16 protein-coding genes are annotated in these 22,713 nt (G+C 71.4%); 7 read left to right on the plus strand and 9 right to left on the minus strand.

Annotated elements, in window-relative coordinates:
• Positions 1 to 214 precede the first annotated feature (214 nt).
• Positions 215 to 1,501 (plus strand): DEAD/DEAH box helicase, encoded by a 1,287-nt coding sequence (locus SLW52_RS11040; protein WP_320740144.1) that lies wholly within the window; start codon positions 215 to 217, stop codon positions 1,499 to 1,501.
• A gap of 323 nt (positions 1,502 to 1,824) precedes the next feature.
• On the opposite strand, the gene SLW52_RS11045 is transcribed toward SLW52_RS11040, so the two are convergent.
• A complete protein-coding gene (locus SLW52_RS11045) occupies positions 1,825 to 2,154 on the minus strand; it encodes a DUF6172 family protein (protein WP_017909718.1) in 330 nt (109 codons plus the stop codon).
• Between the two features lie 165 nt (positions 2,155 to 2,319).
• Here SLW52_RS11045 and SLW52_RS11050 point away from each other — a divergent pair, with 165 nt between their 5' ends.
• Positions 2,320 to 3,081, plus strand: a complete 762-nt coding sequence (locus SLW52_RS11050) for an SDR family NAD(P)-dependent oxidoreductase (protein WP_295910845.1) — start codon at positions 2,320 to 2,322, stop codon at positions 3,079 to 3,081.
• Positions 3,082 to 3,288: 207 nt separating this feature from the next.
• Here SLW52_RS11050 and SLW52_RS11055 read toward each other — a convergent pair whose 3' ends face one another.
• On the minus strand, positions 3,289 to 3,921 hold the full coding sequence (locus tag SLW52_RS11055) for an NAD-dependent dehydratase (protein WP_320740141.1): 633 nt from the start codon (positions 3,919 to 3,921) through the stop codon (positions 3,289 to 3,291).
• Between the two features lie 364 nt (positions 3,922 to 4,285).
• On the opposite strand from SLW52_RS11055, the gene SLW52_RS11060 reads away from it, so the two are divergent.
• Together SLW52_RS11060 and SLW52_RS11065 are read left to right on the plus strand one after the other, a co-directional pair.
• A complete protein-coding gene (locus SLW52_RS11060; protein WP_320740139.1) occupies positions 4,286 to 5,212 on the plus strand; it encodes a carbohydrate kinase in 927 nt (308 codons plus the stop codon).
• Between the two features lie 91 nt (positions 5,213 to 5,303).
• Entirely contained in the window at positions 5,304 to 5,804 is a 501-nt protein-coding gene (locus SLW52_RS11065; protein ID WP_267092901.1) for an MgtC/SapB family protein, read from the plus strand.
• Here SLW52_RS11065 and SLW52_RS11070 read toward each other — a convergent pair.
• Positions 5,765 to 6,391, minus strand: coding sequence for a ParB-like protein (locus SLW52_RS11070; RefSeq protein ID WP_295920154.1), 627 nt, complete (start codon positions 6,389 to 6,391; stop codon positions 5,765 to 5,767). The two genes, SLW52_RS11065 and SLW52_RS11070, sit on opposite strands and share 40 nt — an antisense overlap.
• 395 nt (positions 6,392 to 6,786) lie before the next feature.
• Between SLW52_RS11070 and SLW52_RS11075 the strand changes: the two genes are divergently transcribed.
• A complete protein-coding gene (locus tag SLW52_RS11075) occupies positions 6,787 to 8,397 on the plus strand; it encodes a GGDEF domain-containing protein (protein ID WP_267100604.1) in 1,611 nt (536 codons plus the stop codon).
• A 106-nt stretch (positions 8,398 to 8,503) separates the two neighbouring features.
• On the opposite strand, the gene SLW52_RS11080 is transcribed toward SLW52_RS11075, so the two are convergent.
• Entirely contained in the window at positions 8,504 to 9,400 is an 897-nt protein-coding gene (locus SLW52_RS11080) for a DUF808 domain-containing protein (RefSeq protein ID WP_295845039.1), read from the minus strand.
• 140 nt (positions 9,401 to 9,540) lie between these two features.
• Here SLW52_RS11080 and SLW52_RS11085 point away from each other — a divergent pair, with 140 nt between their 5' ends.
• Entirely contained in the window at positions 9,541 to 11,166 is a 1,626-nt protein-coding gene (locus SLW52_RS11085; protein WP_320740134.1) for a dihydroxyacetone kinase subunit DhaK, read from the plus strand.
• Positions 11,167 to 11,372: 206 nt separating this feature from the next.
• Here the strand turns inward: SLW52_RS11085 and SLW52_RS11090 are convergent, their stop codons facing one another.
• Positions 11,373 to 12,536, minus strand: coding sequence for a hypothetical protein (locus SLW52_RS11090; RefSeq protein WP_320740132.1), 1,164 nt, complete (start codon positions 12,534 to 12,536; stop codon positions 11,373 to 11,375).
• Between the two features lie 588 nt (positions 12,537 to 13,124).
• Between SLW52_RS11090 and SLW52_RS11095 the strand changes: the two genes are divergently transcribed.
• Complete coding sequence (locus SLW52_RS11095) at positions 13,125 to 14,816, plus strand: AarF/UbiB family protein (RefSeq protein ID WP_017915347.1); 1,692 nt, start codon at positions 13,125 to 13,127, stop codon at positions 14,814 to 14,816.
• 115 nt (positions 14,817 to 14,931) lie between these two features.
• Here SLW52_RS11095 and SLW52_RS11100 read toward each other — a convergent pair whose 3' ends face one another.
• The 4 genes from SLW52_RS11100 to SLW52_RS11115 all read right to left on the minus strand — a co-directional run bounded on the left by SLW52_RS11100 (position 14,932) and on the right by SLW52_RS11115 (position 22,705).
• Positions 14,932 to 17,310: a DUF3772 domain-containing protein gene (locus tag SLW52_RS11100; RefSeq protein WP_320740292.1), complete on the minus strand. Its 2,379-nt coding sequence runs from the start codon at positions 17,308 to 17,310 to the stop codon at positions 14,932 to 14,934.
• 232 nt (positions 17,311 to 17,542) lie between these two features.
• Positions 17,543 to 18,565 (minus strand): NAD(P)H-quinone oxidoreductase, encoded by a 1,023-nt coding sequence (locus SLW52_RS11105; protein WP_267092907.1) that lies wholly within the window; start codon positions 18,563 to 18,565, stop codon positions 17,543 to 17,545.
• Positions 18,566 to 18,884: 319 nt separating this feature from the next.
• Positions 18,885 to 20,195, minus strand: a complete 1,311-nt coding sequence (locus tag SLW52_RS11110) for a histidine-type phosphatase (RefSeq protein ID WP_320740129.1) — start codon at positions 20,193 to 20,195, stop codon at positions 18,885 to 18,887.
• 8 nt (positions 20,196 to 20,203) lie between these two features.
• Positions 20,204 to 22,705: a TonB-dependent receptor gene (locus tag SLW52_RS11115; protein ID WP_320740127.1), complete on the minus strand. Its 2,502-nt coding sequence runs from the start codon at positions 22,703 to 22,705 to the stop codon at positions 20,204 to 20,206.
• Between the last annotated feature and the right edge of the window lie 8 nt (positions 22,706 to 22,713).

Below are 22,713 nucleotides of genomic sequence, written 5' to 3' on the forward strand. Positions count from 1 at the left end.
TCGGGATCAGCCGCGACGAGCAACGTGGCGTGCGTTCCGATGGCGCAATGCGTCGGGACTGAAGTCCCTCCCACAGTGCACCGGGGAGCTCGCCGCACGCCCTTGTCGGAGCGGCTTCAGCCGCGACGCGATCGTCCAAAGCGTCACGACGGAAAGCACTCCTGCGCCGGGTCGGCGATACTGTGCGGTCTCTCCCGCGCCCTGCCCGCCCCCGATGCCGTTCGCCTCCCTCGGCCTGTCGCCCGCGCTGTATCCCGCCTTCGCCGCCGCGCTCGCGCGCGCCGGCTGGCAGACGCCCACGCCGATCCAGCAGCAGGCGGTGCCGCTGATCGTCGCCGGCCACGACCTGCTGGCCATGGCGCAGACCGGTTCCGGCAAGACCGCGGCGTTCGCGTTGCCGTTGCTGCAGGCCTGCGCACAGGCGGACAGGCCGGCGCGCTCGACCCGCGTGCTGGTGCTGGTGCCGACCCGCGAACTGGCGGTGCAGGTCGCCGATACCTTCGTCGCGCTGGGCCTGGAATTGCCGCGGCGGCCGCGGGTGGTGGTGGCGGTCGGCGGCGTCTCGATCAATCCGCAGATGCTGGCGCTGCGCGGCGGCGCCGACGTGGTGGTGGCCACGCCCGGGCGCCTGCTCGACCTGCTGGCGCAGCGCGCGCTGCAGTTGGACGCGGTGGCGCACCTGGTGCTGGACGAGGCCGACCGCCTGCTCGACCTCGGCTTCGGCGCCGAACTGGAGCGGCTACTGCAACTGCTGCCGCCGACGCGGCAGACCCTGTTGTTCTCGGCCACCCTGCCAGCCCCGATCGCGGCGCTGGCCACGCGCCTGCTGCGCGCGCCGCGACGCATCGGCGACGCCGCCGACGCCGCACCGATCCCGGCGACGCTGCGCCAGCGCGCGATCGAGGTCGACGACGGGCGTCGCCTGGCGTTGCTGCAGCATTTGCTGGAACAGGAAGCATGGCCACGCGCACTGGTGTTCGTCGCCAGTCGGCGTAGCGCCGAGCAGGTCGCCACGGCGCTGGCCAAGGCCGGCATCGCCGCGCAGCCACTGCACGGCGACCTCGCACAAGGGCGGCGCCTGCGCACCCTGGAGGCGTTCCGCCAGCAGCAGGTGCGGGTGCTGGTGACCACCGACCTGGCCGCGCGCGGCATCGACATCGCCGCGCTGCCGGTGGTGGTGAACTACGACCTGCCGCGTTCCACCGCGGACTACACCCATCGCATCGGCCGCAGCGCGCGCGCCGGTGCCGAGGGCCAGGCGCTGAGCTTCGTCGACGCGGCCAGTGCGGCGCATCTGCGCCTGATCGAAAAGCGGCAAGGCGTGCGCGCGCCGCGCGAACGCATTCCCGGTTTCGAGCCGAAGCAAGCGCAACCCCCGGCCGCCGCGCCGGCCACAGAGGCGGCCGCCTCCGCCGGCGGCATCAAGGGCAAGCGACCGAGCAAGAAGGACCGGCTGCGCGCGGCGCGTGCGCACAACGGGGAGCCGCCCGCGAGCGGCTGAGCGGCACCGCGTGGGCTGTACCACGCTTTATTGCGGCATCCGTCGCCACACAGACGCGTGCCGAGATCAGGCACGCTTCCGGCCAGAACATCAGAACGACCGCGTCGCCATGCTACGCGGGCTTGTCGGACGGATCCGACCAAGGACGCCAGGAGCGTCCGCGCCAACGCGTGCCGCAGTCGGCCATCCGGCCAGAAACGCCTGGAAGGCCTGGCGCACCGCGGCAAGCGCTGCGGCAATGCGAAAGGGCGCGGGCACTGGCGTGGCGTCGCACGTCGCAGCCACGGCGGCGCCCCCGGCGCGACAGGCGCGCCGGATCGCGCTCAGTCCTCGAAGGGATCGTGCTCGCTTTCGTCCTGGCCACCCTTGGCCCGCGGCGGCCGCGTGCACGCGCGGCTGCGGATTTCCACGTAGAACTGCTCGCCGCCGGCGGCGACCAGCGCGTCGACCGCACGCAGCAGTTCGGCCGGCGGCAGCACCGCGGCGGTGGCTTCCTCGGTGCCGAACAGGGTGTCGAAATCCCAGTAGTCCGCACCGGCCGGCAAGGTCTTGCGGCGCTCGCGGCGGATGTACTTGCGGATGTCGTGCTTGGCGGCGTCGAGCAGGCGGTCGGGATGCTTGCCTTCGATGCGGAGCCGGTAGGTCTTCTTCACTGCGGGAAATCCTGGAAAGGGAATGCGGCGGTCATCGCAGGGCGACGGCGCGGCGGGCGCACCGACGGACGGCGCGTACGACGGCCGCCATGGTGCCAGAAGCGGCCGCACGCTGCGGATTGCGCGGATAATCGGGGCACGCCCCATGGCACGCAGGAGCCACCGATGACCGATCCGTCCGCTTTCGCGGGATACCGCGTGCTCGTCGCCGGCGCCAGCCGCGGGATCGGCCTGGCGATCGCCGATGCCTTCGCTCGCCATGGCGCCGCAGTGGCGATCTGCGCGCGCAGTCCCGCGCCGCTGGCCGACGCCACCGCGCAGTTGCAGCGCCACGGCCACCCGGTCGCGGCGCAGTGCTGCGATCTGGCCGACGCCGCGCAGATCCAGACCTGGGTGACCCAGGCCGCGGACGCACTGGGTGGCATCGACGTGATGATCAACAACGCCTCCGGCTACGGCCATGGCGACGACGATGCGAGCTGGCAGGCCGGCTTCGACATCGACCTGATGGCCGCGGTGCGCTGCAACCGCGCCGCGTTGCCGCATCTGCGCGGCAGTGGTCGCGGCTGCATCCTCAACATCAGCTCGATCAACGGCCTGCGGCCGACGCCGCGGGTGCCGGCGTACTCGGCGGCGAAGGCGGCGCTGAACTACTACACGACCACCCTGGCGACGCAGCTGGCGCGCGAGCGGATCCGGGTCAATGCGATCGCGCCCGGTTCCATTGAGTTCCCCGGCGGCCTGTGGGAGCAGCGTCGCCAGCAGCAGCCCGAGCTGTACCGGCAGATCCGCGCCAGCATTCCGTTCGGCGCCTTCGGCGCGATCGACGACGTCGCCAACGCGGCACTCTTCCTGGCCTCGCCGCAGGCACGCTGGATCACCGGCCAGGTGCTGGCGGTGGACGGCGGGCAGTCGCTGGGCGCCTGAGGAGGCTCGGTGTGCGGCCGCGTGCAGTGCGCGCGAGCGCGCTGCGGCGAGTGTGGGCTGCACGCGATGCCGTGGTGATGTGGCCTGGCGCCGGCGTCACACCGCGGACGACCCACAGAGAAGTCGCCCAAACGTGCGTTGGCGGGCAATGCTGCGGACTCGCGCACGACGCTCCAATCCCGAATCCCCACTCCCCAATCCCGGCCCCTAAACCAACTGCGCCGCGTCGATCACCCGCACGCCCGGGCGCGGCCGCAGCGCGGCATCGACCAGTGCCGCGGCGATATGTTCGGCCGGGTTGATCCGGTAGCGCCGCGGCAGCAGCGGTCCGAGTGCGCGCAGCACCAGGCTGGCGGCATGCTCGCCGCGGCGCCGTTGCGCACGCTCGCCGCCGATCAGGCCCGGCCGTACCAGGGTCAGCGACGGAAAGCCGAGCGCGCGCAGGTCGTGTTCCAACTCGCCCTTGACCCGGTTGTAGAAGGCCCATGACTGCGGATCCGCTCCCAGCGCCGAGTTGAGCGCGAACGCCGCTGCGCCATGCTCGTGCAGCAGCCGTGCGATCGCCAGCGGATAGTCGTGATCGACCCGGCGGAACGCCGCGCGCGAGCCGGCCTGGCGCATCGTGGTGCCGAGCGCGCAGATCGCCCCCTGCACTTGCCACCACGGCGCCTGCACCGGCAGCGCGTCGAAGTCGAGCACCGGGTTGAGCAGCTTGGGATGGACCAGCTCCAGCGCGCGCCGGGTCGGCGCGATCACCGCGCTGCAGGCCGGCTCGGCCAGCAACTGGGTCAGCGCGTGGCCGCCGACCAGGCCGGTGGCGCCGGCGAGCAGGATTTTCATGTGAACGGCCTTGGTGTTGGCTGGGAGGGGCGACTATCGCAGGGGTGGTGGCAAGGTGCTGTCTGGGATGTTTGCGGCGGGCGGTGGGCTATGAGGCGCTGCGCGCTCGTACCCTCACCCCAACCCCTCTCCCGGGGGGAGAGGGGCTATGGCCGCACGGCTGTTCCCTTCTCCCCTCGGGACCATGGCCCCCTTTTCGGGGGAAGGTGCCCCGCAGGGGCGGATGAGGGTTCGGGGCGCCAGCCAGCCTGGTCCTCGCATGCTCCTGCCTGCCCCACACACGGTCGCCGCGCCGCAGCAGGTACGCCACAATAGCCGCCCCATCGCGCCGGCCGGCGCGCTGCAACCTATGAGGAGCGGTTCGATGTTCGTGGTGTGCGGAGAGGCCTTGTACGACATCTTCATCGACGGCTACGCCGGCACCTCGGTCGGGATGACCGCGCGCCAGGGCGGTTCGCCATTCAACGTGGCGATCGGCCTGGCCCGTCTGGGTGCGCCGTCGGCGCTGTTCACCGGCCTGTCCACCGATCCGCTGGGCCGCCAGCTGCGTGCCACCCTCGAAGGCGAAGGCGTGGCCCTGGACTACTGCATCGACAAGCGCGAGGCCACCACCCTGGTGATGGTCGCGCTCGACGCCGGCGGCGTGCCCAACTACGCCTTCTACGGCACCGGCTGCGCCGATCGCGCGCTGACCGAGGCCGACCTGCCGGCGCTGGACGCGCGCGTCGGCGGCCTGCATTTCGGTTCCTACACCCTGGTCGCCGAGACCACCGCCAGCACCTTCCAGGCGCTGGCCGAGCGCGAGCGCGGGCAACGGCTGATCTCGCTGGACCCGAACGTGCGGCCGACGGTGGAGCCGGACATGGCGGTATGGCGCGCGCGGCTGGCGCGCTGGATCGCGCTGGCGCACGTGGTCAAGGTCAGCCAGGAGGACATCGAGCTGCTGTATCCGCAGCAGGATCCGTTCGCCATCGCCCGCAGCTGGCTACAGCAGGGGCCGTCGCTGGTGGTGATGACCCTGGGCGGCGACGGCGCGGTGGCCTGGCGCGGCGACAGCGAAGCGCGTGTGCCCGGCCGCGTGGTGCAGGTGGCCGACACCGTCGGCGCCGGCGACAGCTTCCAGGCCGCGCTGCTGCAGCAGTTGCCCGATCCGGCCGCGCTGGCGGCGCTGGGCAGCGAGCCCGCCGCGCTGGAGCGCCTGCTGCAGTTCTGCGTGGCCGCCGCGGCGATCAACTGCACCCGTGCCGGCGCCAACCCGCCCAGCCTGGACGACGTCCGCGCCGCGCTCTGACGTCGGCCGACGGCATGCACGCGGCGCCCGCGGCCGGCTTGCCTATGATGGGCCGGCCGCCCGCGGCGACACATCCACCGGGAGACCTGCCTTGACCGACCTGTCCGAGATCGCCGTGCGCCTGGGGATCGCCGCCCTCGCCGGCGCGGCGATCGGGTTGAACCGCGACCTGCACGGCAAGCCGATCGGCATCCGCACGCTGGGCCTGGTCGGCCTGGCCACCGCGATGGTGGTGCTGCTGGCCGACCCGCTCGGCAAGGGCGGCTTCACCGATGCCGGCAGCCGCGTCATCCAGGGCATCCTCACCGGCATCGGTTTCCTCGGCGCCGGCGTCATCTATCACACCCAGAAACATGTGCGGGTGCATGGCCTGACCAGCGCCGCCTGTGTCTGGCTCACCGCCTGCGTCGGCATCATGTGCGGCGCCGGCCAGTGGCAGATCGTGGCCGTGTCGCTGGCCATCGCCTTCGTCATCCTGCTGTTCGGCGGCCGCGTCGAACGCGCCCTGCACGCACTCCTGGGCGGCAGGCCGGCGCATGACGCCCCGCCGGATCAGTCGTCGGACAGCGGCCCGCACCAGCCCGGCAAGTAGCTCGCGTCCCGGCTCTTGGCGAGCGCGAGCGCGGTCTCCATGGCGCGGGCGAAATCCTCCTTGATGTCGCGGCGCCGCAGCCGGCGGCGGAACAGGTCGGCCCACAGGAATTCGCTGAAGGGCGTGGTGTCCTTGGCGTAGCCGCCGGCGCGGCGGACCTCGCCGGCGAGGCTGCGGTAGGGATCGTCCTTCAGGTCGGCGATGGAGGTGGGCATGTCCTTGAACGGGCGGCGCTCGCCCTTGGCGTCGTAGGGATAGGCCCAGCGGCGATGATCCAGCACGCTCCACAGCGCGGCCTTGTCGACCATGCTGAGGTCGGCGATCACCGTGACCAGGATGTCCTTCACCCCTTCGTCTAGCAGCGCCCGCGCCAGATGGTGGTGATCGACCACGTAGTAGCGGCCATCCGGTCCCAGCACCACCGGGATCATGTGCGTGCCGAGCAGCTCTGCCTGCTTGTGCTTGGACGCGTGCGCGCGCCAGCGCTTGCGCTTCTCCTTCACCTCGCGCATGCCCACGGTCATCTGCGTGGGACGCAGGGACAGGATCGGAACGGGATGCAGCAGCGGTTCGCGGGGATCGGCCATGCTCAGTCTCCGTGGAAGTGTGCGCGCCGGCACCAGGCGCGGCCGCCAGAGTGCCAGCGTCGTGCGCGTCTTGCACGGCGCCGCGGCACACGCTCCCCTCTCCCTCCGGGAGAGGGGCTGGGGGTGAGGGTGCGACGGCCAGGGAACCTCTTCCCCCGGACACCTCCCTAGCGAACCGCCCCCTCATCCGCCCCTCCGGGGCACCTTCCCCCGAAAAGGGGGCCATGGTCCCGAAGGGAGAAGGAAGCAAGGGGCCGGGGGTAAGGGTACGGCCGCCATGGAGTCCTCTTCACAGACACGGCGCCCGCCGGCTCAAGCGCGCGCCGCCAGCGCCGATATCCAGTTCCTGAGCGCCAGCATGGGCGGCGCATTGACCTGGGGAGGAGCCGGCTGGCATGTCGGATCAACGCGACGAGCCGCCGATCAGCGGACTGCGCAAGCTGCTGTCGCCACGTCGGCGCGATCCCGCGCCGACGACGGCCGCGGGGCTGCCGGCGCGCGCGCAGGGCCACAGCCATGCGCACAAGCACGGCCCTGCGGCGCGGCCCGCGGAGGCGGCCACCGATCCGGCTGCCGCCACCGCCGCGCTGATCCGCCTGTTCCAGCAGGCGCACGAGCCGCAAGGCCTGCTCGGCGCCTTCGCCGACGGCATGGCCTCGCTGCACGGCGAATTGGGCGACATGGGTCGGCGCCTGCAGTCGGCGGCGAGCAGCGGCGACTGGCCCAGCTACGGCCGCGCACTGCGCCAGCTGATCGACAAGTACATCCGCACCATCGACGTCGACGACCCGCTGGCCGGGCCCAGCGACAGCGAACGCCTGCGCGACCTGCTGCGACAGACCGTGGCCGGCGCGCTGGCGGCGCTGCTGCACACCCTGCCCGAGCTCGCCGGCGAGGCCGAGGCCAGCGGCGAGGCGCTGCGCCAGTGGCGTCCCGGGCAGCCGCTGGAACCGGTGGCGCAACAGGTGCGTGAGCTGTGCCACCAGATCGCGTTGCGCGCCAGCGACGGCCAGGAGCAACAGGCGCTGTTGCTGAGCCTGTTCGACCTGTTGCTGGAGAACGTCGGCGAACTGCTCGACGACACCAGCTGGCTGCAGGGCCAGATCGCGGTGGTGCGCGACCTGATCGCCGGGCCGCTGGACCGCTACTCGATCGAGGAGGCGCGCGGCAGCCTGCGCGAGGTGATCTACAAACAGGGCCTGCTCAAGCAGGGCATCGCCGAATCCAAGGAGGCGATGAAGGAGCTGATGCTGAGCTTCGTCGCGGACCTGGACGGCATGGCCGCCAGCACCGGCGAATTCCACGACCGCATCGCCGACTACTCGCAGACCATCCGCGACGCGCGCAGCATCGCCGACCTCAACCGCCTGCTGCAGGAAGTGCTGCAGGACACCAGCCACGTGCAGGAGCAGGCGCTGCGCGCGCGCGATCACCTGATCGCCGCACGCCAGGAGGTGGAGGCGGCCGAGCAGCGCATCCTGCGCCTGGAGCAGGAACTGCAGGACGTCAGCGGCCTGGTGCGGGTCGACCAGCTCACCGGCGCACTCAACCGCCGCGGCCTGGACGACCTGTTCGTGCGCGAACTGGTGCGCACCGAGCGCAGCGCGCAGCCACTGTGCGTGGCGATGCTGGACCTGGACGATTTCCGCAAGCTCAACGAGACCTACGGCCACCCCGGCGGCGACAGCGCGCTGCGCCACGTGGTGGAGGTGGCGCGCACCACGTTGCGCGCCAGCGATGCCATCGCCCGCTTCGGTGGCGAGGAGTTCGTGCTGCTGATGCCAGACTGCACGATCTTCGAGGCCAGTGCGGCGGTGACCCGCGTGCAGCGCGCGCTGGCCCAGCGCGCGGTGGTGCACGAAGACCAGCGCGTGTTCGTCAGCTTCAGCGCCGGCGTGGCGCTGCGCCAGCCCGGCGAAGCGCAGGACGCGCTGATCCGCCGCGCCGACCGTGCGCTGTACGAGGCCAAGAAGGCCGGCAAGAACCGGGTGGTGTCGGCAGACTAGCTGGCGCCGGCGTGGCCGGCGCGGGATTGGGGAGTCGGGATTGGGGATTGGCAAAAGCGGGAATGCGCGCCGCTGTTACGAATCTCGAATCTCCAATCCCGAATCCCTATTCCCGCACCTTCTTGATCCCCAGCACCACCGCCAGCACCAAGGCGCCGGCCACGATTCCCACCAAGGCGTTGCCCAGCGCAAGCACCAGGCTGCCCAGGCCGCCGGTCGGGGCGATCGCCTGGATGGCATGGTGCAGCGGGCCGATGCTGTGCACCAGGATGCCACCGCCGACCAGGAACATCGCCGCGGTGCCGGCGACCGACAGCGTGCGCATCAGCCACGGCGCCAGCCACAGGATGCCGCGGCCGATCGCCGCGGCGGCGGCGCCCTTGCGGCTCAGGTACAGCCCCAGGTCGTCGAGCTTGACGATGCCCGCGACCAGCCCGTAGACGCCGGCGGTCATCGCCAGCGCGATCGCCACCAGCACCGTGAGCTGCTGCAGGAGCGGCACGCCGGCGACCACGCCCAGCGACAGCACGATGATCTCCGCCGAGAGGATGAAGTCGGTGCGGATCGCGCCCTTGACCTTGTCCTTTTCCAGCGCGACCACGTCCACCTGCTGGTCGGCCAGCGCCTGCACGTGCTGCGCGTGACGTGCCGCGTCCTCTTCCTTCGAATGCAGGAAACGGTGCGCCAGCTTCTCCACGCCCTCGAAGCACAGGAACGCGCCGCCGATCATCATCAGCGGGGTGATCGCCCACGGCAGCCAGGCGCTGATCGCCAGCGCCGCCGGCACCAGGATCGCCTTGTTGAGCAGCGAGCCCTTGGCCACCGCCCACACCACCGGCAGTTCGCGGTCGGCGTTCACCCCGGTCACCTGCTGCGCGTTCAGCGCCAGGTCGTCGCCGAGCACGCCGGCGGTCTTCTTGGCCGCGACCTTGGTCAGGATCGACACGTCGTCGAGCAGGGTGGCGATGTCGTCGAGCAGGGTGAACAGGCTGGCGCCGGCCATGCGGGGATTCCATTCGGGATGAGCGGCGATTCTCGCCGATTCCGCCGACCAGGTGCGTGAGCAGGCCGGCCTCAACCGCGCGTAACGCCGGCCCGGCTATCGTGCGCCACACCGCCGCACGGCCTGCACAGGACACCCGCATGGACCAGTTCCTCACCGCCCCCCGCGCCATCGTCGACGACGTCCTCGCGGCCGCGGCCATGCTGCAACCGCTGCTGCTGTCGGAAACCGGCAGCGGCACCCGCATCGTGCTGCAGGCCGAGCGCGATCCGCGCCAGGTCGCGGTGCTGTCCGGCGGTGGCGCCGGGCACGAACCGGCGCATGCCGGCTTCGTCGGCCCGGGCATGCTCAGCGGCGCCATCGCCGGCGACCTGTTCGCCTCGCCCGGGGTGGAGGCGGTGCTGGCGGCGATCCGCGCCTGCGCCGACGCGCCCGGCGTACTGCTGGTGATCAAGAACTACACCGGCGACCGGCTCAACTTCGGCCTGGCCGCCGAGCGCGCCCGTGCCGAGGGCATCGACGTGGCCAGCGTACTGGTCGCCGACGACATCACCCTGCCCGACGCGGCGCAGCCGCGCGGCATCGCCGGCACGGTGCTGGTGCACAAGTACGTGGGCCACCTGGCACGCGAGGGCGTGCCGCTGGCCGAACTGGCGCAGCGCGGCCAGGCCTTCGCCGACCGCCTGCTGTCGCTGGGCATGGCGCTGTCCAGTTGCAGCGTACCCGGCCAGCAGGTCGGCCGCCGCGCGCCGGAACTGGGGCTGGGCATCCACAACGAGCCCGGTGCGCGGCCGGTGCAGCCCGGCACGGTGGAAGAGGCCTTGGCGCTGGTGCTGGACCCGCTGCTGGCGCAGGCCGATGCGCGCCTGGGCGCCGACGCGCCGCTGGTGCTGATGCTCAACGATCTCGGCGGCTGCTCGACGCAGGAACTGGGCGTGCTGACGCGGCTGGCGCTGCAGCGCATCGGTGTCGCGCGGGTCGCGCTGATGCCGGTGCCGGCAGCGCTGATGACCTCGATGGACATGCACGGCTTCTCGATCACCCTCGCCCCGGCCGATGCCGACGTGCTCGCCGCACTGCAGGCACCGGTGCAGACCCTGGGCTGGCCCGGCGTGCGTGTGCCGCATGCAGTGCAGACCTTTGCGCCGGCACTGAAGCGCGACGACAGCCACCGCGATGGCGCGCGCGATGCGCAGTGCGCAGCGGCCCTGGGCCGGGTGGCGCAAGCCCTAATCGCCGCGCAGGCCGAGCTGGACGCGCTGGATGCGCGCAGCGGCGATGGCGACGCCGGCAGCACCTTCGCCGCCGGCGCGCGCGCCCTGCGGCAGGCGCTGGACACCGATGCGCTGGCCACCGGCGACGCTGCCGCACTGGCGCGCGGCCTGGCGGCGACGATCGAACACAGCATGGGCGGCTCCAGCGGCGTGCTGCTGTCGATCCTGTTCACCACCGCTGCCGGTGCGCTGGCGGACGACCGCGACTGGGTGCAGGCGCTGCAGGCCGGCGTGGCGCGGATGCAGCACTACGGCGGCGCGCAACGCGGCGACCGCACCCTGCTCGATGCGCTGCTGCCGGCACTGGACGCCCTGGCACAGGACGCCGACGTGGAGGCCGCCGCACGCGCCGCCCGCGCAGGCGCCGATGCCACCGCCCAGCTCACCCGTGCCGGTGCCGGCCGCGCCGCGGCGGTGCCGGCGGACGCACTGCGCGGCGTGATCGACCCCGGCGCCGAAGCGGTGGCGCGGGCGTTCGCAGCGTGGCGGTGAAGCGGCCGGTCGGGTCGGCCGATGCGGTGCGAGGCAGGTATGGGTCAATCGGGGCTGCAGGCGTGTTCGGGAACGCCCGTCGCGGCTGAAGCCGCTCGTACAAGGCTTGCGGCGAACTGTCCGAGCGCACTGTGGGAGGGACTTCAGTCCCGACGCGCGCAAGCCGGAATCGCCAGCATCCTGGGAGCAACGCCCCGTCGCCCCCCCTACTCCGCCGACGCCGCGTCCAGCACCTGCGCCACCGCCTGCAACGAGCCATGCACCGAACCGGACTGCAGCGCCAGCGGCTGGGTCTTGCCGCGCACCACCAGCTCCATGCGCTGCGGCACGCCCTGCGCGTTGCCGACGATGCGGTAGGTGGTGTCGCCACGCGCGAAGCTGAGCAGATGGCGGTCGGCGTCGTAGTCCATCGCCTCGCCCTGCGCGTCCGGATACAGCAGGTCCACCCGCTGCTGCGCGCCGATCGCCGCATAGAACGGCTTGCTGCTGCCGCCGTCGCCAACATTGGCGAACACCACGATGCGCTTGCCAGCCGGCGCCAGGCGGAACTCGAGCAGGATCTTGCGCTGACCCACCGCCGTCTCGCCTTCCTCGTCCCACAGGTAGTGCATGTCGGCCACGCGCTTGCCGGCACGGTCGCGGTACACCGTCTCCTGCGCCAGGCCCGGCCCCTCGCTGCGCGCATCCTCCACCACCTCGCGCTCCAGCAGCGGCGCGCCGTCGCGTACCGAATACGTCGCGTACTGGTGCCAGCAACAGCCATCCTTGGTCATGGTGTGGATCTCGCGGGCCTTGGCATCCACCTGGAACAGGCCGCAGTTGCTCTGCGCCAGTTCGGTGAAGCCGGGGCTGGCCTCGAAGCCGTCGGCGGTGCCCAGGTACACCTGGTAGGACGGGCCGTGATAGCAGCTGTTCTGCCCGTCCATCACCGCCAGGTCTTTGATCCCGTCGAAATTGAAATCGTCGTAGATCAGCACGCTCTGCTCGCCGTACGGCAGTTCGTGCACGTTGGCCTTGACCTTGCCGCTCTTCGCATCGGTGTCCACCACCAGCTCCGGCGAGGCCACCTCGAGCAGCGGCGTGGCATTGCCGCGGGCGAACACGCGCACGATGCCGGGACGGAACACCTCGCCGCTGTCCTCGATCTCCAAGGTGGCGCGGTAGCGATCGGAGAAGTCCTGCAGGTCGTAACGGCGGTGCGTGCTGGCGGCGAAGGCCTTGGCGTCGAAGTCGTCGCCGGCATACCGCTGGGTCTGCGTCGCGGCGGTCGCGGTCGCGGTCGACGACAACAGCACAAGCAGCAAGGCCAGGCGTGTACGCGCCGACAGCACACGGGCATGGCCAACGGCATGCGAGACGATGAAGGACATGGTGGCGTTCCTGGCGACGGGCAACGGAGGCCAAGGGTAAGGCCGGCCGCGGTGCCCGAAAAGGGGAGGCAGGACGCCTGACCTCGGCGCGTCAGAACAGCGCGCGTGCCAGCGCCCGCAGCGCCGTGCGCGCCTCGGTGGCGATGCCGCCGCCGTCCTCGCCCAGCCAGGCCGCCACGAGCAGCACCACGACCGCCCCAGCCGCCAGGAGCGCGAGCCGACGCCACCTCATCGGTCGAGAGCCCTGCCGAACAGGCAAGGTGCCGGTGCAGCACGTCGCGTGGCTGGCGTCATCTGCCATCGGTCGACGCACCACGACCGTCCGTTGCATCCCTGCCCACTCACCGCCATCGCCACTCACCCTGCTGCACTGCGCGCCGTTCTCTGGCTCTCGTTGCGGGGCAGGATACGCCGTGGGTGCATCGTCCCAGCAACGGCCGCCGCCGGGCTGGCCGACAGCGCCGTCGCCGACCTTGCCGCCGGCACCACGCCCGAGCACCTGCGATCCACGACGCGCAGCGGGATTCACCACGCGACGACCCGGCCGTCGCCACACTCGATCGCGCCCATCCTTGCCCGGAGCCCACCTTGAGCGCGACGCCCGACGCTGCGGCCACACCGCACGTGGTCGGCGGCCTCAGCCGCCGTACCCAGATCCTGCGCCTGCTGCTGCGCTACCGCAGCTCCGGGGTGTTTTCCGGCATGGACATGGAGACAGCCCAGGGCGAGCACGAGCTGCCGCCGGAAGGTACGCCCGAACAGTTCGTCACCGACCTGGAGGCGCTCGGCCCGACCTTCGTCAAGCTCGGGCAGATGCTGTCCACGCGCCCGGACGTGGTGCCGCCGGAGTTCGCCACTGCCCTGGAGCGGATGCAGGAGAACACCACGCCGATTCCGAGCGAACGCATCCGCGAGATCGTCGAGGCCGAGCTGGGCGTCGGCATCAACAAGGCCTTCTCCGCCTTCGACGATACCCCGCTGGGCAGCGCCTCGCTGGCGCAGGTGCACCGCGCCGCGCTGCGCGACGGCACCCCGGTGGCGATCAAGGTGCAGAAGCCCGAGGTCGCCGCGCAGGTGCGCGCGGACCTGGAGGTGCTGCGCAGCTTCGCCAGCGCCGCCGACAAGCTGACCGGGCTGGGCCGGCGCATCCGCTTCGCCGACTGGCTGGCCGAGTTCGGCAAGGCGCTGCTGGCCGAACTGAACTACGAGGCCGAGGCCGAGAACCTGGCGCGCTTCGGCGAGCACCTGCGCCCGTTCCCGCAGCTGTGGGTGCCGCAGCCGGTGTGGGACCTGAGCAGCCGCCGCGTGCTGACCATGCAGCTGGCCGAAGGCGTGCGCGTGGACAAGATCTCCGGGCTGCGCCGCACCGAGCAGCCGATGGACGACCTGGCCGCGGCGCTGGTGCGCGGCTACCTGGACCAGATGTTCGTGCACGGCGAGATCCACGCCGATCCGCACCCGGGCAACCTGCGCGTGCTCGCCGACGGGCGCCTGGCGATCTTCGACCTGGGCATGGTCGCGCACGTGCCGCCGAAGCTGCGCGAGCGCCTGCTCAAGCTGCTGTTCGCCGCGGTCGACGGCCGCGGCGAGGAAGTGGCCGAGGAAACCATCGCGCTGAGCACGCGCCTGGAGGACTTCGACGAGGAGCGCTACCAGCGCGAGACCGGGCAGATGATCGCCCGCTACGCGGCGCACGATGCGATGTCCGAAGGCCGGGTGGTGCTGGACCTGGTCCGCATCGCCACCGCCTACGGCCTGCGCACGCCGCCGGAGCTGAGCCTGCTCGGCAAGACCCTGCTCAACCTGGAAGCGGTGTGCCGGGCGCTGTCGCCGCACCTGGACACGCGCGTGGTGGTCGAGGACCAGTTGCAGCACGTGATGCGCGCGCGCCTGAAGAAGTCGCTGTCGGCGGCCAACCTGGCCAGCGAGGCGATGGAGCTGCAGGCGCTGCTGCGCGAAGGCCCGCGCCGCATCTCCGACATCCTCACCCTGGCCGCGGAGAACCGCCTGCAGGTGCGCGTGGCCGGGCTGGAGGAATCGCGGCTGATGGAGAGCCTGCAGAAGATCGCCAACCGCGTCGCCGCCGGCATCGTCACCGCCGCGCTGATCCTGGCCTCCACGCAGATGATGCGCATCGACACCGGCAGCAAGCTGTTCGGCTACCCGGCCATCGCGATGGTGCTGTTCCTGCTCGGCGTGATCCTGGGCCTGGGCATCGTGGTCAGCGCCGTGCTGTTCGACCGACGCATCCGCGCGCGCGAGGAACGCGGGAGGCGCTAGAAGCAGGGAGTGGGGAATCGGGAATGGGGAATCGCAGGAGCGGCTTCAGCTGCGACCTGCGGCGCCGACAGCTGGCGGCCGAAGCCGCTTCGCGCTCCACCACTCCCCGATCCGGCTACTCCCGCGGATCGCGTAAAAGCTTCACTTCCTGCGGCGACTCCAGGGCGATGCCCTCCTCGGCCAGGCGCTGCAGCAGGGCGAAGAACAGTTCGCTGCGGGTGCCGTAGGTCAGCCGCGGCGAGGCCACGTAGGCGAAGCTGTTGAGGGTGACGTGGCCGTTGGCGATGGAGTCGATGAACACCGAAGGCGCCGGGTCGTCCAGCACGCCCGGGTGCGCCGCGTACAGCTCCAGCAGCAACGCGCGCAGCTTGACCACGTCGGTACTCAGCGACACCGCGAACTGGATCTGCACCCGGCCCAGCGGCCCGGCCAGGGTCATGTTGCGCAGGGTCTTGGTGATCAGTTCGGAGTTGGGCACGATCAGGGTGGAGCGGTCGCCGACCTGGATTTCGGTGGCGCGCACGCTGATCCGGCGCACGTCGCCCTCCTGGTCGCCGATCTTGATCCAGTCGCCGATCTTGACCGGGCGCTCGGCGAGCAGGATCAGGCCGGACACGAAGTTCTGGGTGATCGACTGCAGGCCGAAACCGATACCGACCGACAGCGCGCTGACCACCAGCGCGATCCGCTCCAGGCCGATGCCCAGCGCGGCAAGCGCCCACAACGCCGCCAGGATGATGCCGACGTAGCGCGCCACCGTGCTGATCGAGTTGCGCGAGCCGTCGTCCAGTTCGGTCTTGGGCAGGTAGGTCTGGGTCAGCCAGCGATGCAGGTACTGCATGACGCCCAGACCGAGCAGCAGCACCAGCACCGCGCGGGCGATCGCGCCCGGATACAGCACCACCTTGTCGCTGAGGCGGATGCCATCGGACAGCAGCGAGAACCAGTCCGAGACGATCGAGACGTTGGTGCCGAACGGCATCAACAGCGCGCCGACACCGATCAGCAACAGCACCACCCGTATCAGTGCCGAGGTCAGCACCCCGGCCTGCTCCAGGCTGCTCGAACGCACCCCGAACGCGCCATTGGCGGCGCGGCCGATGCGGCCTTCGCTGGCGAACAGCCACAACGCGAAGTCGTCGGCGAAGGTCATCAGCAGGCGGATCGCGCCGACGATCATGGTGATCCAGATGATCTGCCGGGTGATGAACAGGCCCAGGTGCAGATAGCCCAGCAGCGCCGCCAGCAGCGCCACCACCACCGCGACTTTGACCAGCACGCCGATCAACGCCAGCGCACCGCCGTGCTGCCCGGGCGGCGGCGGTTGCGCATTGGCCAGGGCCTGCGCCGCCGCTTCGGCGTACTGGCGCCGGCGCAGCCGCGACAGGCTGGTCAGGGTGGCCAGGATCAGCACGCCGTAGACCAGCGCGATCACCCCGTCGGCGGCGACGGTGGCCGAGTCGCTGGTGCGCGCGGCCTGGTTGATCACCAGCAGCATGCTGCTGAGCCAGGCCAGCGCCGCGGTGGCCCAGGTGTACTTGCGCAGGCGTCGCACGGTGGCGTCGTCGATCGGGAACAGCCGCCAGCTCGGCTGGTTCGGCAGCAGCACGCTGGCGCCGAGCGAGCCCATGAAGGCCGCGGCGAAGCTGACCACCACGAAGCCGTTGAGTACCGCGTCCAGGCGCTCCGGCACCGCATCGATGCTGCGCAGCGCCTCGGCCAGGGCCAGCGCGGCCAGGCCCGGGGTCAACGTGCCCAGCAGCAGGAACCAGATCGCCAGACCCGACCGGCGCAGGCGGCTGCCCGGCGCGCGCGACACCGCATAGCGCTTGCCCAGCCAGCGCAGCAGGTAGCGCAGCGGGAACAGCAGGATCAGCGCGATGGCGATGCCGACGCCAAGCGCACCGCTGCCATGCTCGGCGATCGCGTCCTGCAGCGACTGCATGCCGAGCGTGTACAGCGCCAGCAGCTTGGCCTGGTCGTCGGGGAAATCGGCGGCGATCTGCTTCCACAGCGCCGGCGACAGCGGCGACGGCGAGCGCAGCGACAGCTCCTGGCTGAAATGCTCGGCGCGCGCGCGTTCGATCTCGTCGGCCAGCTGCCGCGCCTCCACCACCATCAGCTTGCCGCGCTTGACCCCCGAGTCCAGGCTGTCGCGCTGCTTGGTCAGCGCCCTGCGCTGCGCGGCGATGTCGGGGGAGTCGCCGGTGGCGGCGGGGCCGAGCTGCTGCAGGCGTGCCTCCACCTGGGCCAGCTGCGGCGCCAGGGCGTCGACCGCGGTCTGCGCATCGTTGGAGGCGTCGGAGACCTGCGTGACCAGGTCCTGGAAGGCGGCCTGGTTGCCGGCATCCACTTCCTTGCCGCGCGCGTCCTTCAGCGACTTTGCGGCGTTGTCCAGCAGGGTCTGCGGGTCCGGCGGTGCGTCGGCGGCGTCCTGCGGCTGGGCCGACGCCACCGCCGCGCACAGCCACAACAGCAGCAGGGCGTAACGCAACAGGAAAGAGGACGACGCGGAACGGGGCAGCAGGCGCACGCAGGGACCGGCACGGGCAAGCGCGGACCACCGCGCGTGCGGCGCACTATACGGCGCGGCGCTTGAACCAGGCCAGCGGCGGGCGCGGGCACGCGTGCCGTGTGGGCGCGCCGGTGCCTGCGCCGGCTGCCTGTCGCGACCGAAGCGCGCCGCTCCTACGACGGCGGGCGGGTCGCCACGACCGATACCCGGTTCACCGCGCGTCCGTCACCAGCACGATCTTGCCGATATGCGCGCTGGATTCCATCAGCGCATGCGCCTGCGCCGCCTCCTGCAGCGGGAAGCAGCGGTCCACCTGCGGCTTGATGCGACCCTCTGCCAGCAACGGCCAAACCCGCTCCTCCAGTTCCCGCGCGATCGCCGCCTTTTCCATCACCGAGCGCGGACGCAGGGTCGAGCCGGTATGGGTCAGCCGCTTGGCCAGCAGCGGCATCAGGTCCAGTTCGCGCACCTTGCCCTGCTGGATGCCGATCTGCACGATGCGCCCGTCCAGCGCCGCGGCCTGGTAGTTGCGCGCCAGGTAGTCGCCGCCGATCAGGTCCACGATCACGTCCGCGCCGCGACCCTCGGTCAGGCGCTTGGTCTCGGCGACGAAGTCTTCCTCGCGATACAGGATCGCCGCCTCCGCGCCCAGCGCCAGGCTGGCCGCGCGCTTGTCGGCCGAGCCGACGGTACTGATCACCCGCGCGCCAAAGGCCCGTCCGAGCAGGGTGGCCACGCTGCCGATGCCGGAGGTACCGCCGTGCACCAGCAGGGTCTCGCCGGACTGCAGGCGGCCGCGCTGGAACACGTTGGTCCACACGGTGAAGAAGGTTTCCGGCACCGCCGCGGCCTCGGTCAGGCTCAGCGCCGCCGGCACCGGCAGGGCGTTGCGCTCGTGCACCACCGCGTATTCGGCATAGCCGCCGCCGGCGACCAGCGCGCAGACCTGGTCGCCCAACCGGTAGCGCTCCACGCCCTCGCCCAGGCCGACCACCTCGCCGGCGAACTCCAGCCCCGGCAGCGGCGAGGCGCCCGGCGGCGGCGGATAGCTGCCCTGGCGCTGCATCACGTCGGGCCGGTTGACGCCGGCCGCGGCCACCCGCACCAGCAGTTCGCCGCGCCCGGGGTGCGGCAGCGGCACGCGCACCGGCACCAGCACCTCGGGCGCACCGGGCTGGCGGATCTCGATCGCGGTCATGGTGTCGGGCAACGCGGCGGCGTGGGTCGGGGACATGGCGGGGTCCTGGCAAGGAGCGCGGCGCACGCAAGCGCAGGCGCGTGGGGGAACCGCGATGATCGACCTTCCGCGCTGAGGGGTCCGTGACGGCGGGCGATGTTCGCGATGAAGTGCACGAAAGACCTGCCTGGTCCTCTCAGGCCGTCTGCAGTCGGGACTGAAGTCCCTCCCGCAGTGCATCCGGCGGGCTCGCCGCACGCCCCTGTGGGAGCGACTTCAGTCGCGACGCGCGTGACGATGACCGCCAGTCACTTCCACCGCCAACGGTGTCGAGGCGTAACGCTCCGCTCACGCAAGCGCTCAAGGTAGGCGGCGCCTACTCGCCCACTGGCGCCGCCTGCGCCGGCCACTCGGTCATCGCCGGCACGGCAGCCTCGACCCGCTGCGGATCCAGCCGCGCCTGCAACGCCGGCAGGGCGATCGCCAGCGGGCAGCGCAGGCGGCCGCCGCAGCCGGGCAAGGGCCAGCGCCGCTCGCGCAGGCCGCGGCCATCGAAGCGGTTGCCGCGCAGCGCCGGCAGGGTCGGCACCACGCTGCGCAGCTGCAGGAAGTCCTGGCCGTCCTGCCGCACCAGGTCCAGCAGCAGCGCACCGCCGGGCGGATACGCGTCCGGCTGGCCGCGCACGATGGGATCGATGCCGAACAGGCCGGCCAGATGCGCCAGGTTGGTGTCGTGGCCCAGCAGCACCAGCGCGCGCGTGTCCACCGGCGCCAGCGGTGCCACAACCGGCGCCTGCCCGGCCGCCGCCTGCAACGTCGCCAACAGGTGCGCGAGCAGGTTGGAGCCGCCGGCACGCGCCGCCGGCAGCGCCCGCTTGCTGTAGGCGAAGGAGGCGTTGTGCAGGCCGATCAGCCGCTGCAGCGCCGCGGCATCGGCGCGCCCCCAGGCCACCTGCGGCAATGGCAGGCCCTGCGCGTATTCCAGCATCAGGTTCTCGGCCAGGCTGCCGGCGGTCTTCAAGACCTTGGCCGCCTGCGCCGGATCCTGCAGCCGCTGCGGATCGTCCAGGCGCGGCGAAGCCTGCGCAGCGCAGGCCGAACCCGCACAGCCGGACAGCACCCGCTGCAGCGCCCGCAGCCGGCTGCGCGTGGCCGCGTCCAGGTGCAACGGCGGCGCGGGTGCAGCGTCGTCCTTGTCCTCGTCCTTGCCGAAATGGAACAGCGGATTGTTCTGCGTCGTCGGCAATGCGAGGTAATGCGCCTGGCATCCCGGCAGCAGCCCCTCGGTGAAGGCCGCCGCGCTGTCGTGGTTGCGCGGCGTGCTGTCGGCGATCACCACCGCGCCGGACCCGGCGCAGTCCGGCGCCAGCGCCGCCGTGGACAGCCAGCGCTGCCGGTAGCGCGCACCCAGCGCCTGCATGCCGGCGGCGCCGTGCGCCGTGAGCTGGCCGGGCGCCACCGGCCATTGCGGCCAGGGTTGCGCGGCGTACTTGGCCAGGTCGTCTGGCGATTGCGTCGGTGCGCGCACGCCGTGGCGCATCACCACGATCGTCAGGCGTACCTCCGCCGCGTTCGATGCCGCGGCAGGCTTGGGCGATGCCGCCGCCGGCCAGGCGGCGCTGGCGACGCAAAGCACCGCGGCCAGGCGCCATCCGCTGCGCACGCGTGCGAATCGGGAAGCGAACATGGCCGGCCTCAGAACTTCAGCGACAGGTCAAGGAACACGCCGCGCCCGGCCAGGCCGAAGTACAGCGGCTGGTTGTCGGAGGAGCGGGTGCCGGCGTAGCCGATCAGCGCATGCCGGTTCAGCAGGTTGTTGACGTCCATGCTGATCGAGTAGCCCTTCAACCCGTAGGGCCCGTGCGTGCTGCGGTAGCCCAGCGCCGCATCCAGGCTGGCGTAGCCGCCCAGGCGCTGGTCGTTGCTAAACACGGTGGCGCCGTTGGCCGCGGTGCTGTTGTCCACGCCGTACTGCGCGCCCACCACCTTCTCCATCAGCGAACCGAAATAGCCGGTGCCGCTGTTGTACAGCAGGCCCAGGGCGGCGGTTACTCGCGGCGTGCCGGCGACCTGGGTGCTGCTGTGCTTGTAGGTGGCGTCGTTGTAGCTGGCGTTGGCGTACAGGCTCAGGATCGGCGTCAGCGCGTAGGTGGCCTCGGCCTCGGCGCCGCGGTACACCGCACCGCCGCCGTTGACGAAGGCGCTCTCGGTGCCGCTGTCGGTGTTGATCAGGGTCTGGCTGATGTAGTTGCTGAAGTCGATGTAGTAGACGTCGGCGCCGAAGGTCAGGCCGCGCGCGGCATAGCTGGTGCCGAGTTGGTAGTTGCTGGTCAGCTCCGGGCGCAGGCCACGGGCGCCGTTGAGTTCGATCACGTCGATCGGCGGCGCCAGGAAGCCGCGCGCGGCCTGCACATAGCCGCTCCAGTGCTCGTTGAAGCTCTGGTGCAGGCTCAGCGACGGCAGCGTGGCGTCGTAGCTGGCGTCGCTGTGTGCTGGCGCCGGCGGGGTGCTCTTGTTGAGTTCGGCATCGAGTTGGCGCTGCACCCGCGCGTAGCGCAGGCCCGGACTGAGGGTCAGGCTGTCGCTGAGCTTCCAGTCGTACTGCAGGTACGGCTGCAGGGTGTCGGTACGGTCGTGCAGGTTGTAGTTGTACAGCGGGCCGTACTTGGTGCCGCTGGCCGCGCCGGTCGTCATGTCCACCGGCAACTGCTGGCGCTCGTCGAGGTTGCGCTCCACCCACACGCCGGTCTGCAGCTGGCCCGGACCGAGGTCCCGCGCCAGACGCAGCACATCGCCGAAGGCGCGGAAGTCGTTGTCCGAGAGCTTGCCCGGCACGTCCTTGGCGGCCTTGGACAGCTTCTTGCCGGTCGCGCTGTAGAAGGTCACGCCGTTGTCGGCAGCGCTCTCGCTGGTGGGGATGCTGGTCTTGGAAGCGGTGTGGTCGAAGCTGTTGTAGTAGACCTTGTTGTCCAGGTCCCACTCGCCCAGGCGCGTGCTCAGGCCCAGGTAGGTGAAACTGGAGTAGTAGGCCGCGGCGTTGTAGCCGGTGTAGTTCTGCAGGGTCGGATCGTTGCCCAGGCCGTAGCGCCAGCCATGCTGCGCGATCTGCGCGCGGGTGGCGCCCTGCACGGTGTTCTGGTGCTCCTGGTTGTAACTGCTGACGAAGGTCAGCGTGGTCGCCTCGCCGAGGTCGCTGACGGTCTTGAGGAAGGCATGCTCGCGGCGGTCGTCGGTGCCCTTGAGGTAGGTGTCGCTGGCTTCCTTGGACAGGTCCGCGAACAGGCGCGTGTTGCCGATGTGCTCGTCGGCGCTGACGCCGCCGGCCCAGGTGTTCCAGCTGCCGCCGGTGCCGTACACGGTCACGCCGTCGACCTCGCTGGGATTGCGCGTGCGCAGCGCCAGGGTGCCGCCGAAGGTGGCGTTGCCGATGGTGGCGCCGCCGCCGGGGCCGCGGTCGATCTCGGCCTGGCCGAGCACGTGGTTGTTGAAGTAGGCCGAGGTGGTGTGGTGCAGATCGCTGGCATCGCCGAAGGGAATGCCGTCGAAGGTGATGTTGAACTGGCCGTCCTGGAAGCCGCGGATGCTGACGCCTTCGTTCTTGCCCAGGCCGGGGCCTTCCGGCGAAGTAGTGACCACGCTGGGCGCGTACTTGATGATGTCGTCGTAGTTGGAATTCAGGCGCAGGCCGTCGCGGATGAAGCGCTCGTCGATCACCGAGGTCGGCTGGCTCGCCTCCAGCGGCGCGGCGCTGGGCGCCAGCGTGTCGACGCTGTTGGCGGTGACGTTGATCGGCGCCAGTTCGCGCGGGCCGTCGTGTTCGCCGTCGACCTCGGCACGGGCCGGGGCGGCGCTGCGCGGCGCCCGTGGTGCGGCGGCAGGCGCGGCGGCGACGCTGCTGCGCACGATGGCGACCGAGCCGGGCGTCAGCATGCGGTAGTCCAGGCCGGTGCCGGCGAGCAAGGCATGCAACTGCTGCGGCGGCGCCAGGCCGGCCGGGGCGCCGCTGCTGCGCAGGCCTTCGGCCAGCGCCGGGTCGTACATCAGTTGCAGCCCGCTGCTGCGCGCGAACTGGTCCAGCGCCTGCGCCAGCGGCATGGGCGCGATGGCTTGGGCCGCGGTGGCGGGCGCCGACCAGGCCGGCAGCGAGGACGTGCAGCCCAACAGCAGGGCGATGGAGACGACGAGAGGCTTGCGCATGACGATCA

Source organism: Xanthomonas sp. LF02-5, assembly GCF_034105325.1.
Taxonomy (GTDB): domain Bacteria; phylum Pseudomonadota; class Gammaproteobacteria; order Xanthomonadales; family Xanthomonadaceae; genus Xanthomonas_A; species Xanthomonas_A sontii.